Source organism: Planctomicrobium mucosum, from assembly GCF_051466335.1.
Classification (GTDB): Bacteria; Planctomycetota; Planctomycetia; order Planctomycetales; family Planctomycetaceae; genus Planctomicrobium.
In genome coordinates this window covers 1,521,823-1,536,755 of record NZ_CP195793.1, presented here as the reverse complement: position 1 = coordinate 1,536,755, position 14,933 = coordinate 1,521,823, and the positions used below count along the sequence as shown (strand labels likewise).

Below are 14,933 nucleotides of genomic sequence, written 5' to 3'. Positions count from 1 at the left end.
AACTTTCGTTCGCTGAGAGTCCCGGTGTGGCGGGTGCAGTCGCAAAAAGCGAAGACCCGGCACGGAATCTGGAAGGGTTGGTAAGGCTGGTATCAAGCAGCCTTTCGTGGTCGTTTCCTGCCACGAACCCACAGTCCCCATGCCGGGACTCTGATTTTTGATACATGAATTCTACCATTGATACCGCCTCGATGAGGACTTTTACCATTTGTATCAACGCACGCTGAATTCGCAAGGTTCACGCGAAATAGAATGTTTTCGCGGTTTTTCGTAAATTTGATAAACCAAAAGCCATCTCTCAACTTACGAAAATAATTTCGTTAGAGTCTTCGAAAATCCAGTCACAACCAGCAAACTTGGCCAGTCGAGTCTGGGACAGTTGACATTGCTTCAGGTTCGACTTGCCAAGGATCTCCGACAGTGGTGATATTGGTAATGAATCTTTGAAAAAAATTTGTCCCCCTGAATGGGCGCGAAAAGATGAAGGCAACCGTTTTTGATGTCGCCAAATACATTCTGGAAAAGTGTGGGCTCATCACACACATGAAACTCCAGAAGTTGTGTTACTACTCCCAGGCATGGTCGCTCGTATGGGATGAGGAACCTTTATTCAATTCACGCATCGAAGCATGGGCCAATGGACCGGTTGTAAAAGAACTCTACAACTCTCTTCGCGGGGAGTATGGAGTCGACAAGAATTCCGTAGAAGGTGATTCCAGTAATCTCACTGAAACTCAAAAGGAAACAATCGATGCAGTCTTGGACCACTACGGGAAACGTACGTCACAATGGCTGAGCGACCTCACTCATATGGAATCTCCATGGAAAGACGCGAGAGTTGGACTCAGTGCCGGTGAGCGAGGCACTCGCGAGATTTCACATGCATCCATGGCTGAGTACTATGAGGGCCTCTGATGGCAAAGAAGCCAAAAACTGTCGAACTCCCTAAGACCAGCAAGTCCCCTGCAAATCACGAGAAACCAGAATCACACACTAAGGACGCACCTGTGTGGAGCCTGTGCCGCTTTGATCGAGAGAGTCGATGGGGCGAATCAGCTTTTGAAGGAGTTGACGCATGGAAGCACCTTTTTGAAAAGCTCAAGTCTTATGAACGAATGACATGGGGGCAAATCAATTCCAACCAAAGACGTGACCATTCCGTCCCCACAGGCAACTTAATCAAAGAAGCACGGGAAAGATTGCAGCAACTCAAACTCGACGATGTCGATGAATTATTTCGATTTCGTTTTGAAGGCAAACATCGACTTTGGGGAATTGTGATAGGGAATGTATTTCAGATTCTCTGGTGGGACAAAAACCACGAAATTTGCCCGAGTACACTCAAGAACACTTAGCGAATAAAAAACACCCGGAACTCTTCGTGAGCGCCGGGTGCTTTGCGTGCGATTTCCGATCACGCTTCTGGATCAGGGGCCGGAATATTCTCGAAGTACAAATCCTTCGCTGTTGCACCCGCGTGTCCTGCTGCTCGTGAGACACCGCTGATCGGGAGAACCTGCTGCCCCTTCCCATTGATCATTGGCACGCCGACGTTGAACGCATATCGTCCCAGGTGGATCTTGAACTCGTCAGTGGAATCATTGTTCACGAATACCAGCGAGAGTTCTTCCCCGGTGACGACGCTCCCAGCCTGTAAATCAGCATTGGCCGCTGTGGCAGGGACGGCCATCGTCAGCGTGACGATTCGATCTGACGGCAGAATGAACTCATCACGAGTCAGATTGTTCGCCCATTGATTCGCGGACAGAGCGTTATCAATGGCAAGATCGAACGAAAAGATCTGACGAGCAGTCCCCTTCAACGTGACATTGTTGGTGTCGGCAAAGAAATAGGGAGAGCTGACATCGGGTGACGGCGAAGCAACTGGCCAGGACGCCCCCGTGGTCATCGACTCGGCTTCGACATCCAGAGCCACCTTGATGATTTCAGACTGACTCCCGCTGATCGTCATCTTCCCGGCAATCGTCTCGTTCACGATGACGACGTCAGTCCCTTTGTCGATCATCCAGTAGTGCTTTGGCAACGTCTCTGCCGGATTGAAGGTATTTGTTGCCTTCACTGCCCCCATCACTGCCGGGAGAATGTTGTCCATCAGAATGCGGCTTAACTCAAAATTGAGTGTGCCGCTCACCTTTTCATTGCCAAAGCGGTTGCGTTCACTCGCCTGGGCTCTTGTCCCCCGTAGTCCAGCGTTGTTGATGATGAGTCGTTCACTGTTGATCGACTCGCTCATGAACTCAAACCATCGCGATGTATTGCTGAATGGCAGCGCTGTATCAAACAGCAACCGAGATCGAACTCCCATTTGCCCTGAGCCGGTTCCCATGTCTCACCTCAAAAAAGTTCAATTTGAGAAATTAAATCATCTGCGATTCGGGTCGCTGCATCGTCGGCCATCTGCTCACTCACCCCGATGAATGGCCTTGCGGGAATTCTTCCTGCACCGTTTTGGTGAACGGCCGCAATGTTCTGACCATGCTTCTGGTGTGCTGTCCCGAGGACTACTGAGGCGTCCTGCACATCTTCAATGTGACCACCCCCGGATCCCACCACGCTGCGGTACATCGCTTCCGTATCGAAAAGTGCTTTATGATGGCCCTTCTTCTCGACAGTCACTGGAGACAACGGCGCATAAGGCGTCCCATCTGGAGACACCTGTGCATGCATCATGTCCCCCAGAGTTGCCTTCGCTTCGTCCGCCCACGCCTGAAGTGCCGGACGCACATGTGGATCGCGGCAACAGGTTTCGACCTGACTCAAGAAAACGATCGCTTCCTCGGGGGACATGGATCACTCCTGGAACACTCGTGTCTCAATGGTCACTCCGTTTTTCTGGACCTCGACCGAAACCGGCCACGTCACCGGAAGTCGATTCATCCGCCGATAGAACATGGCCGAAGCGACAGCGTCATCGCCCTTAATGCGCATCTTCCCGAGACTGCTCTCATGGTCTTTCGGCGGACCGCTTAAACTTCTCACCAGGCAGACAATTTCAGGATGCTCATCCCAGGCCGTTACGCTCGTCGACGGCAATGGCCTGACTTCCGGACTACCAGGCGGAACAGAAGCATCGCCCTGAGACTGTTCTTCGACCAGGTCATCAACGTCAGTCTTTCGCTTCGCCATGTCATTTCCCCCTGAAGCTAAACGCCCATTCCTCGAAACTCTGCTGATCGAAACCGGAATCCCATCAGAGATGCAAAGAGATTTGCCTCCCAGTAATTGCGGAGAAAGGAAGACATCTTCACGAACTCCGCATTCTGGACTTCTGGCACTCCCAGCTGTAACGGTTGATTCACAAATCCGCGCCTGACCAACTCTCGCCACTTGTACCAGCGAGTCTTCTGCGATTGATCCTGATTCGCAGGAGCCACCAGGGCGATCTTGATGTTGTGACCCCACCAATCCCGCGTTGTCGGTCCACCTGTGAGATAGTCTTCACCTTCCTCGGACGGTGCGACCAGTACCGTGTTTTGCCGACACTGCCCGATCATGTTGACATCCAAGCTCATTCCAGTGAGTACATGGGCTGCGTCTACTCCCGGCAGCTGCAGCAATCGAATGCGAGCCGCCACTGCCTCAACAATCTGATCGATGACCGGTGGTCTGCCCAAAGAGACTTTCTGATAGCTCGGTGGCGTCCACACTGTGGATCCCTCCAACTCGCTCGACACGGAGATCCAGAACACACCCGGAATAAAACTGACAGTGAGACTTCCATTCCCAGCCTGTTCAGCGGATTTCGTCCAGGAATTGACTGGCCAATTATGATCCAGCCGCATGGTCCACAACGAATTCGTCGCTCCTGGATCGCTCCCAGAGATGGATACGGTTCCCGTTCCATTCTCATTATCCGCGAAAACGATGGTGGGAATGACAGGCACGATTCATCTCGATTTGAAAACAGCATGGGCAATGCGCAAGTCGACAGTTTTCACCATCGATGGGGGCCTCCACATCACCCACGCTGCAATTTGCAGAGACTCCGATAGTGACTCATCAGGCTTCCAGCTCCGATCCGTTGAGCATCACCAGCTAATATCCAGACTTCTTCACCAATCTGAACGACATCACCTTTGAACATCACTTCCCCGCAAAGTGGTTCTGCCGCAATCACCAGATATTGTGACTGGCCGAAAATGTTCAATCCCTGTTCGCTGGGAGAGTCATCCGACTCACTCACTCTGCAGACTGGTACACATTCAACAGTTCTGGAACTTTTCTGCTGAGTGTCTGGATTCCAGATCTGATTGAGCGTCACCGTCGCGAGTTCGGAGTGATCCCAATATCGATAAGAGTCCGAAAATTGCATCAGGAGTCCCACATCACTTCAATGGTGAACGGATCATTGTTTCCAATCTTCGATTCTGCGTTGATCTGTTCCGCTGCGTCTTTCAGTTGTTGGTTAATCTCTCGAAGCTCTTCCAGCAAACTTCGTCTATAATCAGTGTGTGCTGTCCCTCCTGCCTCGCCACTCTGATCCGGTTTCGACCCGGCCCGCGTTCTTCCGGCAAGATTGTCCATGGCAGCCAGCTCGGATGTGATGTTCATCCGTCTGGTCTTCAGGTTTTCAATCCAAGCTTGATCCACCATAGACAACTGCCTCGATACAACACTTCAACGAAGAAACGCCTAGACGTGCTCAACAGTGAATGGTCGCGTTCCATTCACCTTCCAGTTCACAAGGTTGGATTTGAGCGCCCGGACTTCCGAAACGATATTTCCGATCGCCTGCGCAGAATCGTGACCATAGGCCAGGTATTCCGATTGCAAGTCGTTCCGACCAATTGGAGACATGGAATAGATTTTCATTCCTTCTTCATATTCGCCGTGTACCACGACTTCCGGAGCGCTGGTCTTTTTTCGCACCTTCACCGCGATCGCAGCAGACTTTGCCTTTGTCTTGGGTGGTGCCTCCTGCTCATCTGCAGGTGATTCATCTTGCGACTTGGGCTGCTCCGTCGTTTGGTTAGGCAGTGACAGCACCTCCCCGGTCGCGAAGTAATGGTCGAGCATGTCCGTATTCACTTCGCTGTTTGGATGGGTCTTCTGTCCGGTCGCAGCCAGAGCAGCTTTCACCTCTTCGATTGATTTCTTGCTGGCTTCCGCATAGTCCGCTGGTTTCATGGTCTTCCCCCAAAAATTGTTTGATCTCAGAAAAAACGGGTGAGTGTCACCCCACCCGTTTCGAACATTCATTCAACAGAAGGCCACTCTTCTGCTAGGCAGCGTTCTTTTCTGCGTGCCGTGGTTCGTAAACCCCAGCGACACCCCATTCCGATGCACGCCATCCAGCAACCAGATCTCTCTTCCAGGCCTCGTCGCCAATTGGCATTGGATCGACAGAAAGAGGACGCACTTCGCGATAAAGGAACGCCCGTTTGAAGTTCCCCATGAACCAGGTCGTATCCGAAGTCGTGCGTTGCTTCACCAATGGCGAAGTCAATACGTCATACCGCTTCATGAAGTTTGGGGCATCCGTGCGAACGGCAGCGGAAATTGCGCTGTTCGTACCGGTATAGGTGCTGACCTGAGTCGAGTTAAGAATCATGAGCGCCTGAGCGTGCAGTGCCATTGGCACCAGAATCGCATTTGCGTTCGTCATCACGATGTCCCCGGTGTTCGGGTCCACCATCTCATTAAAGAGTTGCTCGGCCTTATTGATCGAAGTCCAGTCAGTCAGAGGATTGCTCGTCTTGAAATTGACGTACGATCCACTGGTCTGATAGGTGTTCGAAGCAACATCGTTGCGGATGTAGTTGTTCACCAGTCCGCATACGACATCAAGCTGACGCTGCTCTTTCGAGAGCCTCAATCCTTCGGCGACACTCGCAGCCTGACGCAGAACCAATCCCGAACGGTCATACGCAACAATCTCTTGCGTCAGTTCAATTCGAACCCCGGTCTTCTTGACGCGGGGCATATGAATGACTTCTTCGTTCATCGCCGCGACCGGGAACTCTTCTCCGGGACCGATTTCCTCGCTCTGATTCCCGATGTTACCAACGCCGGGGATATCTTCCTCGGCAAGATTGGTCTTCATGGTGTCCATCAACTGATCGCCGATGAACTCGGGTGAGTCCCATTTGTCCTTGAAGGCCTGATAGATCATATTGCCAGTCAAGAACTGGAACGCGGTCAGATTGACTGCTCCCGCAGACTCGAGCAAATTGACCTGGTATCCACCAAAACCATTTTGGCCCTTCCAACTCTCAGCAAGCTCACGTCCACCGGCAACAAATTCTTCAAAGAGTTGTCGAATAGACAGGTTACGAGCGTCAATCTGGCGACTTTCGAAACCCGCTTTGATGTCGTTCACAAATCGGTGTGGGGTCCGATCCCGCTGCGAGGCTTCATAGAGCCTGCGAAGCATTTTGACTTCTCGAGACATGCGTCTCTCCTTTGTAGATCTGATCGTTTGAAGAAATTGACCGCGGCGAAAATGCAGAGAACGGATCGCTTTCGATTAGCGTTTTTGGGCAATCTGCCAGTAATCGGCAGTCAACACCTGGGCGTCAGTCGTGGTCGTCTTGGCGAACAGAACCGCGGCCATTAATGTGGCATTGGTGATGTCGATCGCACCATGTTTTGCAACGACCACCCCGTCGATCGAGTAAGCGATTTCAAACATGCCGTATGTTGGAATCACTTCAATTTCGAGGGTTTGGTAAGATCCGGACGGCTTGAACTCTTTCTTGGAGAGATTGTTTCGATCCACCAAGTTGAGAACGGCAGTCTGCACCGTTGTTCCAGCGGCACCCGCAGAAGTCACGCAGCTCCAGTACTTGCTTCCGGTGTACTTCACGAACATCGCGCCGTACATACCGCCTGACTTGATCGCCAGACCTCCATTTTGAATCAGACCCGCTCCCGCTTGGTCCGAGATCCCCACTGCAATCGCACTGGTATCTGGAGACGCGTCAGCGTGTTTCACTCGCGCGGTGAACACAATTGGGCGTCCCGGCGAGAGAAGCAGATTCTTCTTCGTCGCGACGAATGCTTCGTTATTCGCGGTGGTGCCCGTCGTCAGCGTTGCCTCACCATTCAAGGCATTGGCCGCAGCAACTGTTCCACCTGTCGTATAACCCGCATCGACTGTTGCGAAGTCAGATTCATGTACGAATGTCAGCCGTCGATTATGGAACGACTCTGGAAGAGCAATACCCTTCATCGAAACACTCCCTTTCTGGGGTGCGAAATTGAGAGAACCTTCGAACTTGCACGGTTCGGCACCGGCTGCCATGTCACACAATAACCTGTTGTCTATTTCGTTTTCGGAAACTCCGCCAAAATCGAGTCATAGCTTCCGATCGACTCGCCCGATGACGCTCCAGAACTCCGAGAGCTACCACCGACCTCGCTCTGTTCCACCAGCGTTTTGATGGTGTCGACGTATTCCGTGCGATGCTTCCCGACCAATCGGACTGCGATCTCAATCTGCGCATCTGTGGGAGAAGCCACGCCACTTTGCTCAAACAGTTTTCGCACAGCTTTCACTTCCGCTTCAGCCTTCGCCGCCTTCGCGTACTGATCATTTTGCTCCGTGAGCGTTTTGATCAGTTTGTTCTGCTGGTCGTACTTATCACCGAATTCCTTGCGGATCTTCTGGATTGCTTCCGTGAGAACCTCCCCCTCTTGCTTGGGCTTGGGATCGTCCCCTTCTTCCTCGACTTTCTTGGGCTCTGGTTCCTCTTTAGCTGGTTCTACCTTTTGAGGATCGTTCTCGGCTTCGACGACGGGATCACCAACGAGAGCGGCAATTGCGGCAATCTTCGCGTCGTTATCCTTTTCAGGATCGTTCATGATGGCCTGCAGAGATGCTTTGAGCGCAACTTCGAGCTGCTGTTCGGGAGACTCATCCTCAGAAACCTCAATCTGACCATCCATTGCTGGATCACCGATCATTTCGAGCATCCGCTTTCGACCAGGTGTTTTCACTGGTGCAGCACGTACGACGTCACGAATGTTCTTCTTCACTTTCGCCATGGTCTTCCTCTCCTCAAAGAGCGATTTGTTTGTTGCTGGGGTTCGAACAAGGTCAACGGACTCCACACTCAGCAGGTCGATGACTCGTTCTCTTCCGTTTCCATCGACCTCGACCATTCCATCGGCTTCATGGGAAAAACCGAACGTCTCTGGGAATCGTTCTGCTCGTTCACAGAAGTACGCCGCTTGCGGGTGAGTTTTCAGGAAATGGAAGTCCCCTCGAACTTTCCCATTCACGAGTCTCACGTGCTTCAGAACGCCGACGTCTTCAGTAACAGAACGAGTTTCACCGGGCTTGTGGTCGATTCGAACTGAGCAGCCTTCATACAGGATCATCGCTCGGTTCAAAGCTGTTGGTTCGTAGACTCGATCGTTCTCGCTGTCGCTCCCAAGAATCGCACAGTCCCGGATCACACACGCGTCCCGGTCGACCCGTTCTGCTGTGATCTCTCCTGAAAACGATTCTCGAATACGGAGCTTTGCCGCCGCGACTTGCTCAAACAGGCGTTTCTGAATCATGGATAGGCCTCCGACTTCTGATTCAGGTCCGACCAAAACGTCTGTTGCACTCGCTGGGCGATCTCGCGAATGGACTCTTCTGAAATTCGCTGGGAGGTCCGCTTCCTGGACTCAGTGACGGCAGGCGCCCTGAGTTCCTCTGGACCGCGATCACTCACAAACTCCTGATCAATTTCCTGATTGAGAGTCTCCTCATCGGGATCAAGGTCGGCCTGCGCCTGCCATGTCCTTCGACTGAGTATTCCCTTGTCATTCAGGATCTTGTTGGCCTGAGCGGTGGCCAGTTTGTCGCGACTGAAGACTTCCGGTGCATTCACGACAATTTTGAGGCGATTTCTCAATTCGGCCCGAGTCGTCACGCCATACTTCGCGTAATACCCTTGGGCGGCCAGAATGGTCAGCGCCTTCCACAGAATCAGGCGATAGTGCCCTCCATAAAACGCCTGATCCTTGATTCGACTCTTTCCGAACGGACCTTCTGCGACTTCAGTTGAAGAATAGTTTCCATTTGATGCATCACCGGAAATCATGTATTCAGGCATGTTCCAGCGAATACCAATTCGCTGGGCCGACAGCCTCGAGACAATCGAGAAACCAGCGTTCCGCTCAGCACCCATTGGACCGGCTTTGTATTCCTTCCCTTTGGGGATCACAAGGACTGTTCCCGGTCCAGTCTTCCGCTTCGGTACAACGTCCGGATTGACTGGGCTGACGTTGTTCATTTGTCTTGGACTGGCGCTACCGTTCACCTCTGTGAGCACTTTGTCTTTGCTAATATTCTCGTCGACATATTGTTCGATCCAAGCAATTGCAGCTTGAATTTGAGCACCAACAACTGTGTTTCGGGTCAACTTAGCATCTTCATGCAACGCTCTTCCCACCGGAAAGAAGTCGCTGAGACCACGTTTCACACGGACATCGACATTTCGTTTGATGTGGTGCATCAAACCGGACCGCACTTGTGTGGCGACGAGCCATTCCGTGGCCGGGTAATACTGAGTCTCCAGCCCCGAAGCGTCCCACTGGACGAAGTAACCAAGCGCTTTCTGAATATCGTGGGCGGCGGTATGAACCCCATACTTCCACGACTGAGCAAACCGATGGCCGAGCTGCTTCTCAATTTGCTGCTCCATGCCAACTGGGTCAACAATATGCTCGGCATTGACTAATCGCAGATCAATTTCACCCTTCTTGGGGCTGAAGATCGCAATGAAATCTTCACCGTCACGACGAGTGCGATTGTGAATCTGCGATTCGAGGCTTCCGAAGTCAGAGATTCCATCTCCGACATCGACCGCATTGAAACTGTTGTCACGACAGATTCGATCCAGATCTCGCTGAACCGCGTCGACGAGATACTTGTCAGCCCCTGCGACCTCGGACGTACTTTGAACAGTATAGTCAAAGCCCTGTCCAACGACATAGTTTTCCAGGTTGTCGAGGATGTTGTGACTCATCGTCACTGCCTGACAGACCATTCTCGCTTCTGCCCGCAATGCCGAATGCATCGTCAAATTGAACCAGTGCGGACGAAAATCGCCGTCTGCGTAGTCCTGGATCTGCGAGAGGGGCTGGAAGTAGCCTCCATCAATACCCATTGAACCAGACAGGGCGGCCAAGGGATCTGTGATCCCCGGCCCGCCGATCGATTCGATGAGTAAAGAGTCGTGCAACACAATAGCACCAACAAAAAAAGCGGCGACCCAGTGATGGATCGCCGCGAGCGAAGATTCGATTAATCTACAAAGAACAGTTTTACATCACTGTAGAATCCAGTCAAGCAGATAAATTATTGAGAAGTGAGATTGCCTCTAAATACTATCGCACCGCGTCGCATAGCGTTTGACATAACAGGGGCCTCCGGCCAGCACCCTCCCGACCCCATCACTTCCTTTGTCGTTCGGGTCACGTAACGCCCAGTAATGTGGCGTTGAATCCGTTGTTGGCTCCGAAACCGTTTTCTCGCTGACGTGAAAGGCAACTCCTTTCCCGTTGTTGACCCGCTCAACATCTTCGATAACTTCGAGTTGAGTCTTGTTTTCCCTCTCAAGAAACAGGTCCATTCGTTCCACGCCAGATAAGTCAACCAACTGATTTCTCGCATCCTTCAGTTCTTCGATGCGATACTTGCTGGTGTCATCGAGTCTTAAATAAAGAATGGACTGATGAATGTCCGGCGGAGTTCTTGCCGAGACTGGTCCGACGTTCACGTTAATCGATGCAGCGTCGAATGACACTTTCCCGTCCGCTCGATCACTTCCTGCAAGCCACGAGGCAATTGGAAGTTTCATGAACAACGCGGAGACACGATCGAATATTGTCGAGATGGAATCAAGCAGAACTAACGCTTCCTCATCGCCCCAGACGCGACTGGGAACAGACTCCACCTGCGCCGAAACCGCCGCGATGTCGTTGCATAAGTCGGTCAGGCTCGTGTCCTGCTCGTCGAGGTGTTCGTCGATCTCCTCCTGCCACTGCGAAATACCATTGAGGACTGAGGAAATGTCGTCGCTGCCAATCTCGATAACTGCCCCATCAACCAGTCCTGACTGTTCACCACTCCCGACGACTTCATCGGCATCACTGATGGTGACATGCAGAACGGAATACTCATTCGCTTCGAACTCCGCCTGCCAGTAATGCGAACGATCGGAACCTGCGACCAACTCCATTTCAACCGTATCGATCAGTGCCTCGAATCGATACGTTCGCAATGTGAGTGATGACGAACCCTCGTCATGCTGGTAATACACACGAATCACGATTTGACTCCTTGGAACGCAGCCAACGACTCCCGACAGGCCGCGAGTTGTTCGGAGAGCGTTCGCACTTGCTGCTCGAGAGTGCTGATTGCGAGCAGCGCCTCGGGTAGCTCAGCGGCTTGTGCAAGCGCCGAGGCATTGATCTCCGCAAACACCTCCGCGCACGTCGGGCAGCCGTTGAGGGTGTCGACTGGGAGCAATCCGAGGACGCGGTGAGTCTCCTCGCCCAATGGATTAACGAACGTCACCGCCGGTCGGACATGCGCGCCGATGATGACTCGCTTGTGCATCCGCACCACGAATTCTTCATACCACACATCGCCGCCAACCGGCTCATATTGAGCTTTGAGTTGTTCAATGTCAGTTAATGGATTGTCGGGCATCTGCGTCTCCTCTAGGCAGCCACTATTGAGTTATCAAAGGTCGTCCTCCAGACCGATCCATCACGCCAGACAAGGCACCCGGTCCCGGAACCGGAACCCTCATCTTTCTTGCGTGCATTCTCGGTATGCGCGAGCGCTCCCGTAGAGACACCCACGACAGGGAGCGTTGCGACTAGGTAACTCGGCAGCTTCACCGGCACAGTCAAACCAAGTTGCGAAGCGGACAGAGTGAACCCTTCCACTCCACCAGCGCGGAGCACGAGTTCATTGACGGCGTGCTTATACTTCAGAAGTCCGGCCGTTAGATTACCTGGTCGACCAAAGGCCAGAATTGCCTCACCGCTCGTACCCGACATTGTCTGGATGAATGTTCCCCCAGTACTGCCTCCGTAGTTTTCAAAGGCGACCATGGTGCCAGCGACCGGAGTATATTTCCCTGTGGTCTCCGTCCGTGTGACTTTCACCGGGTTGGTCCCGACCAGCTGCATTCCACCAGTGAACGTCAAAGGCTTTGCGAGAAACGCCGATTCATCGAATGAATTCGATTTGTCTCCGGGAAAGGATTTATTTTTCCACGGACGCAGGATGGCGTTGACGATCCCATCGGCAAGTTGTTGATGCCCGAGATCATTCGGGTGCACAAAATCCCCATCCGTTGGCGAACTCTGTCGGCCCTCAGTGGTATGCTTATCATACACCCCCTGATGAGACACGTGGATGACTTGCAGTCCATCACTGATCAGGTTGCTGGCATTCATGGCAATGGCAGCTCGGTACTTCCCCGCGAAGTGATATACGTTGACATTGGTCGCATCTTCGATAGGCGTTGATTCGTCCAGCACCTGCAGTGCTCCGGCCCCTTTGTAGTGAGGATCGATCACCTCCTCACAAAGCACCCACGGGCCTTGACGTTCCCCATAGACGACGTCGGCATTGCCGCAGGCAGCAACGAACGCAACGTTTGGTGTGTTCCCGATCGTGTCGACTGTCACCGTGATTCGGTGTGTTGTGTTATCGAGGTTGGCGAAGCGATAGCACCAAACGGAGTGATCGATCGCTTCGAGTGGAACTGGATTATCGTTCCACCACGCCATCCGGTTCCCCCAGCCGCGGTAGTTCGAGACTCCAGAAATGGTTGTGGCAACTCCATCGATTGCAATCGAAAATGTGCTGCCGCCGCTTCCCGGACGTCCCGAAACTCCTGAGGTCCACGGTGTCGATGGTTGAGATTCCTGCACCATCCACACGTAGACTGTCGACCCTTTGACGTCGACCGTCAGTGTCGACCCCGCTTGACTCGATTTAATTCCGATAGATCCACCGAACCGAGAGTCCAAAGACCAGGTTCCGGTTTTGGTGATTTTTGAAGACTGCCCGATGGTCTTGTATTCATCAGCGATTGCAGCCCATGCGGCAATGCCAAGATGGCACATATGATGGTGCAGAAGGTGATCGGAATTTGGTCCGAAATTCCGCATTCCATTGTAATTGCCTTCGATGGCTGTGAGTGTTGAATGCGTGATCGAATCCGGCGAGTCTGAAAGTCCTGCCTCTTTTCGCGGATGCTCAAAGCCCGGGAAGACTCTCGTTGAGTAGTCGGTTAACGATGCACCAGATTCAGAGACGTTTTGTAGCTCAACTCCGAGAGCAGTTGCAGCCAAATTTGGATACCGCACAGCTTCTGCTGAAGCGGACGCACCAGCGGCAATGCTGTTGCCCAGGTACACGAGCTTGGTGACGTCACCAATAGAACGACCCAGCTTGCCAGCCAGTGCTTCAGGCAGGCCGCGAACAGTGCTGACTTTGGGTTTGATCGCAAAACTCATCGATTCCCCCTCAATCGCCACCAGTAGTACAGGGCAACCGCAAGGTAATAGAGGATCGTCAATACGCTCATCGAACCGAACGTACCGACCAACTGACTTCGGAACGCTCTTCGTCCAAAAAGGACTTCGCCTTGCTTGGAATCAGCGTAGGCCTTGGACCAGTTTTCAATCCGGGTTTCATGCTGACCAGCACGGTATGCATCGCCATAAAATGCTCGATCAATCTCCGCACGCGTTTCGTACCGACGAGCCAGAATCCTGGCCTCGCGACGTGTCAGCTCAAGCTCCGGGAGTTCGCTATATGATGTCTCGCTCATCGTCTTTTCTCTTCCTGTCCTCGCCAGATGCTGAACTCTTTCGCTGCCTTGGTGGCCTCGTCGATCGATTTACGAACGCCAGTGATGGACTCAAGTGCACTCGGAACTTGTTCGCTCACAGAGTGGAAATCATCAGCGACGCCGCTAAATGACGGCTTCAGCTCCGTCAAAGCAAACGACATCGCACAAAACGCGATGCCCATGAAAGTTGTCGATGCGACAACCGCCAAGGATGCAACGCAATTGACAACTGTTAGGATGATCTGGCTTGTGGACATGGCTTACTGACCAGCTCCCACTCCTGGTGTATCTGCACCATTTGGTTTCGGTGGCGATATAGTTCCGCCGGTAGATTTGCTGCATTCGCATCGCTTCTTGACTTCCTCAAGAAAACTCTCGAACGTCTTCGCATTCTCTGCGAGTTGAGCGTTCTGAAGCCTCAATCGTCCGTTCTCCGATCCATAGAAGTACACGCCACACAGCAACGCCAACACGACGATGCAGAGTGTGACGAACACGAACGATGCGGACACAATTGCGGTTGCTTTCAAAGTTCTACTCCTGTACCCAATGCCACTGATTTATTATTCGGCGGCCGACCTTCACAGGGATCAGCCGCCGAACCATTCGGAACTCCCCCTGAGGAGCAGCCGCAGCTTGCTCCTGTTTTGGACTGTTGGCAGCCTCTTGGCTTGGCTGCTGAAGAAAAGCCAAAAACCCTTCGATTGTTCCGGAGTACTGCTTCCACCCCGTTGAAGAACTGGCGTCTGGAAACAGAATGCAAGGGAACTTCCCAGTCGGTGATGTGGTTCGTGGTTGCACAACAACACTAAAGGGGAGTTCCGACAAACGCGACTTCCATTGCTCGCATGGAGGACAATAGAAATCGGAAGCAGTGATCAGGTACGCCCGAGGTCGCATCGTAGGTTGTATGTCTTGCTTTACCTCATTCTGACGAGGAAGGTCTGGGACACTCGTCCGCATGACTTGATACTCGGAATCGAGGATCACAACGACCGCCTTCGCCTCAGTGTGTTCCGTCGCTAAGCTGACTCCTGGGGAGCAACCCATCAACATCGAACACAACAGCACCACTGGGAAAATTGCTCGCATATTTCA

General features: G+C 52.5%; 20 protein-coding genes. 2 read left to right on the top strand and 18 right to left on the bottom strand.

Annotated elements, in window-relative coordinates; all coding sequences use genetic code 11:
- Window positions 1–480: 480 nt before the first annotated feature.
- Both SH668x_RS06350 and SH668x_RS06345 read left to right on the top strand, forming a co-directional pair.
- Window positions 481–915, top strand: coding sequence for a Panacea domain-containing protein (locus tag SH668x_RS06350; protein WP_437187859.1), 435 nt, complete (start codon window positions 481–483; stop codon window positions 913–915).
- Window positions 915–1,355: a hypothetical protein gene (locus tag SH668x_RS06345; protein ID WP_437187858.1), complete on the top strand. Its 441-nt coding sequence runs from the start codon at window positions 915–917 to the stop codon at window positions 1,353–1,355. The genes SH668x_RS06350 and SH668x_RS06345 overlap by 1 nt, the downstream gene beginning before the upstream one ends.
- Before the next feature lie 59 nt (window positions 1,356–1,414).
- On the opposite strand, the gene SH668x_RS06340 is transcribed toward SH668x_RS06345, so the two are convergent.
- From SH668x_RS06340 to SH668x_RS06255, 18 genes are all read right to left on the bottom strand, one after another.
- The gene (locus SH668x_RS06340) at window positions 1,415–2,347 is read right to left on the bottom strand and encodes a phage tail tube protein (RefSeq protein ID WP_437187857.1); all 933 of its coding nucleotides are present in this window, start codon (window positions 2,345–2,347) and stop codon (window positions 1,415–1,417) included.
- An 8-nt stretch (window positions 2,348–2,355) separates the two neighbouring features.
- Window positions 2,356–2,808: a phage virion morphogenesis protein gene (locus SH668x_RS06335; RefSeq protein ID WP_437187856.1), complete on the bottom strand. Its 453-nt coding sequence runs from the start codon at window positions 2,806–2,808 to the stop codon at window positions 2,356–2,358.
- Between the two features lie 3 nt (window positions 2,809–2,811).
- Window positions 2,812–3,147 (bottom strand): hypothetical protein, encoded by a 336-nt coding sequence (locus tag SH668x_RS06330; protein WP_437187855.1) that lies wholly within the window; start codon window positions 3,145–3,147, stop codon window positions 2,812–2,814.
- Between the two features lie 17 nt (window positions 3,148–3,164).
- Window positions 3,165–3,905, bottom strand: a complete 741-nt coding sequence (locus SH668x_RS06325; RefSeq protein ID WP_437187854.1) for a hypothetical protein — start codon at window positions 3,903–3,905, stop codon at window positions 3,165–3,167.
- Window positions 3,906–3,979: 74 nt separating this feature from the next.
- Window positions 3,980–4,333 (bottom strand): hypothetical protein, encoded by a 354-nt coding sequence (locus tag SH668x_RS06320; protein WP_437187853.1) that lies wholly within the window; start codon window positions 4,331–4,333, stop codon window positions 3,980–3,982.
- Entirely contained in the window at window positions 4,333–4,614 is a 282-nt protein-coding gene (locus tag SH668x_RS06315; protein ID WP_437187852.1) for a hypothetical protein, read from the bottom strand. Before SH668x_RS06315 ends, SH668x_RS06320 begins: the two co-directional genes overlap by 1 nt.
- 39 nt (window positions 4,615–4,653) lie before the next feature.
- Window positions 4,654–5,148: a hypothetical protein gene (locus SH668x_RS06310; RefSeq protein ID WP_437187851.1), complete on the bottom strand. Its 495-nt coding sequence runs from the start codon at window positions 5,146–5,148 to the stop codon at window positions 4,654–4,656.
- Between the two features lie 94 nt (window positions 5,149–5,242).
- The gene (locus SH668x_RS06305; protein WP_437187850.1) at window positions 5,243–6,412 is read right to left on the bottom strand and encodes a phage major capsid protein; all 1,170 of its coding nucleotides are present in this window, start codon (window positions 6,410–6,412) and stop codon (window positions 5,243–5,245) included.
- Between the two features lie 75 nt (window positions 6,413–6,487).
- Window positions 6,488–7,192, bottom strand: coding sequence for a hypothetical protein (locus SH668x_RS06300; RefSeq protein WP_437187849.1), 705 nt, complete (start codon window positions 7,190–7,192; stop codon window positions 6,488–6,490).
- A 92-nt stretch (window positions 7,193–7,284) separates the two neighbouring features.
- Window positions 7,285–8,526, bottom strand: a complete 1,242-nt coding sequence (locus SH668x_RS06295; protein WP_437187848.1) for a hypothetical protein — start codon at window positions 8,524–8,526, stop codon at window positions 7,285–7,287.
- Window positions 8,523–10,202: a phage portal protein gene (locus SH668x_RS06290; protein WP_437187847.1), complete on the bottom strand. Its 1,680-nt coding sequence runs from the start codon at window positions 10,200–10,202 to the stop codon at window positions 8,523–8,525. Before SH668x_RS06290 ends, SH668x_RS06295 begins: the two co-directional genes overlap by 4 nt.
- A 135-nt stretch (window positions 10,203–10,337) precedes the next feature.
- Window positions 10,338–11,288: a hypothetical protein gene (locus SH668x_RS06285; protein WP_437187846.1), complete on the bottom strand. Its 951-nt coding sequence runs from the start codon at window positions 11,286–11,288 to the stop codon at window positions 10,338–10,340.
- Window positions 11,285–11,671 (bottom strand): hypothetical protein, encoded by a 387-nt coding sequence (locus SH668x_RS06280; protein WP_437187845.1) that lies wholly within the window; start codon window positions 11,669–11,671, stop codon window positions 11,285–11,287. The genes SH668x_RS06285 and SH668x_RS06280 overlap by 4 nt, the downstream gene beginning before the upstream one ends.
- A gap of 11 nt (window positions 11,672–11,682) precedes the next feature.
- The gene (locus SH668x_RS06275) at window positions 11,683–13,497 is read right to left on the bottom strand and encodes a hypothetical protein (RefSeq protein WP_437187844.1); all 1,815 of its coding nucleotides are present in this window, start codon (window positions 13,495–13,497) and stop codon (window positions 11,683–11,685) included.
- Window positions 13,494–13,814, bottom strand: coding sequence for a hypothetical protein (locus tag SH668x_RS06270; protein ID WP_437187843.1), 321 nt, complete (start codon window positions 13,812–13,814; stop codon window positions 13,494–13,496). Before SH668x_RS06270 ends, SH668x_RS06275 begins: the two co-directional genes overlap by 4 nt.
- A complete protein-coding gene (locus SH668x_RS06265; RefSeq protein WP_437187842.1) occupies window positions 13,811–14,092 on the bottom strand; it encodes a hypothetical protein in 282 nt (93 codons plus the stop codon). The genes SH668x_RS06270 and SH668x_RS06265 overlap by 4 nt, the downstream gene beginning before the upstream one ends.
- A gap of 3 nt (window positions 14,093–14,095) precedes the next feature.
- Entirely contained in the window at window positions 14,096–14,365 is a 270-nt protein-coding gene (locus tag SH668x_RS06260; RefSeq protein ID WP_437187841.1) for a hypothetical protein, read from the bottom strand.
- Between the two features lie 4 nt (window positions 14,366–14,369).
- Window positions 14,370–14,927, bottom strand: a complete 558-nt coding sequence (locus SH668x_RS06255) for a hypothetical protein (protein ID WP_437187840.1) — start codon at window positions 14,925–14,927, stop codon at window positions 14,370–14,372.
- Between the last annotated feature and the right edge of the window lie 6 nt (window positions 14,928–14,933).

Excerpts from the sequence above, each read along its gene's own strand:
- SH668x_RS06350 (WP_437187859.1), top strand. The coding sequence starts at position 481 with ATGAAGGCAACCGTTTTTGATGTCGCCAAATACATTCTGGAAAAGTGT.
- SH668x_RS06345 (WP_437187858.1), top strand. The coding sequence starts at position 915 with ATGGCAAAGAAGCCAAAAACTGTCGAACTCCCTAAGACCAGCAAGTCC.
- SH668x_RS06340 (WP_437187857.1), bottom strand. The coding sequence starts at position 2,347 with ATGGGAACCGGCTCAGGGCAAATGGGAGTTCGATCTCGGTTGCTGTTT.
- SH668x_RS06335 (WP_437187856.1), bottom strand. The coding sequence starts at position 2,808 with ATGTCCCCCGAGGAAGCGATCGTTTTCTTGAGTCAGGTCGAAACCTGT.
- SH668x_RS06330 (WP_437187855.1), bottom strand. The coding sequence starts at position 3,147 with ATGGCGAAGCGAAAGACTGACGTTGATGACCTGGTCGAAGAACAGTCT.
- SH668x_RS06320 (WP_437187853.1), bottom strand. The coding sequence starts at position 4,333 with ATGCAATTTTCGGACTCTTATCGATATTGGGATCACTCCGAACTCGCG.
- SH668x_RS06315 (WP_437187852.1), bottom strand. The coding sequence starts at position 4,614 with ATGGTGGATCAAGCTTGGATTGAAAACCTGAAGACCAGACGGATGAAC.
- SH668x_RS06310 (WP_437187851.1), bottom strand. The coding sequence starts at position 5,148 with ATGAAACCAGCGGACTATGCGGAAGCCAGCAAGAAATCAATCGAAGAG.
- SH668x_RS06305 (WP_437187850.1), bottom strand. The coding sequence starts at position 6,412 with ATGTCTCGAGAAGTCAAAATGCTTCGCAGGCTCTATGAAGCCTCGCAG.
- SH668x_RS06300 (WP_437187849.1), bottom strand. The coding sequence starts at position 7,192 with ATGAAGGGTATTGCTCTTCCAGAGTCGTTCCATAATCGACGGCTGACA.
- SH668x_RS06295 (WP_437187848.1), bottom strand. The coding sequence starts at position 8,526 with ATGATTCAGAAACGCCTGTTTGAGCAAGTCGCGGCGGCAAAGCTCCGT.
- SH668x_RS06280 (WP_437187845.1), bottom strand. The coding sequence starts at position 11,671 with ATGCCCGACAATCCATTAACTGACATTGAACAACTCAAAGCTCAATAT.
- SH668x_RS06275 (WP_437187844.1), bottom strand. The coding sequence starts at position 13,497 with ATGAGTTTTGCGATCAAACCCAAAGTCAGCACTGTTCGCGGCCTGCCT.
- SH668x_RS06270 (WP_437187843.1), bottom strand. The coding sequence starts at position 13,814 with ATGAGCGAGACATCATATAGCGAACTCCCGGAGCTTGAGCTGACACGT.
- SH668x_RS06265 (WP_437187842.1), bottom strand. The coding sequence starts at position 14,092 with ATGTCCACAAGCCAGATCATCCTAACAGTTGTCAATTGCGTTGCATCC.
- SH668x_RS06255 (WP_437187840.1), bottom strand. The coding sequence starts at position 14,927 with ATGCGAGCAATTTTCCCAGTGGTGCTGTTGTGTTCGATGTTGATGGGT.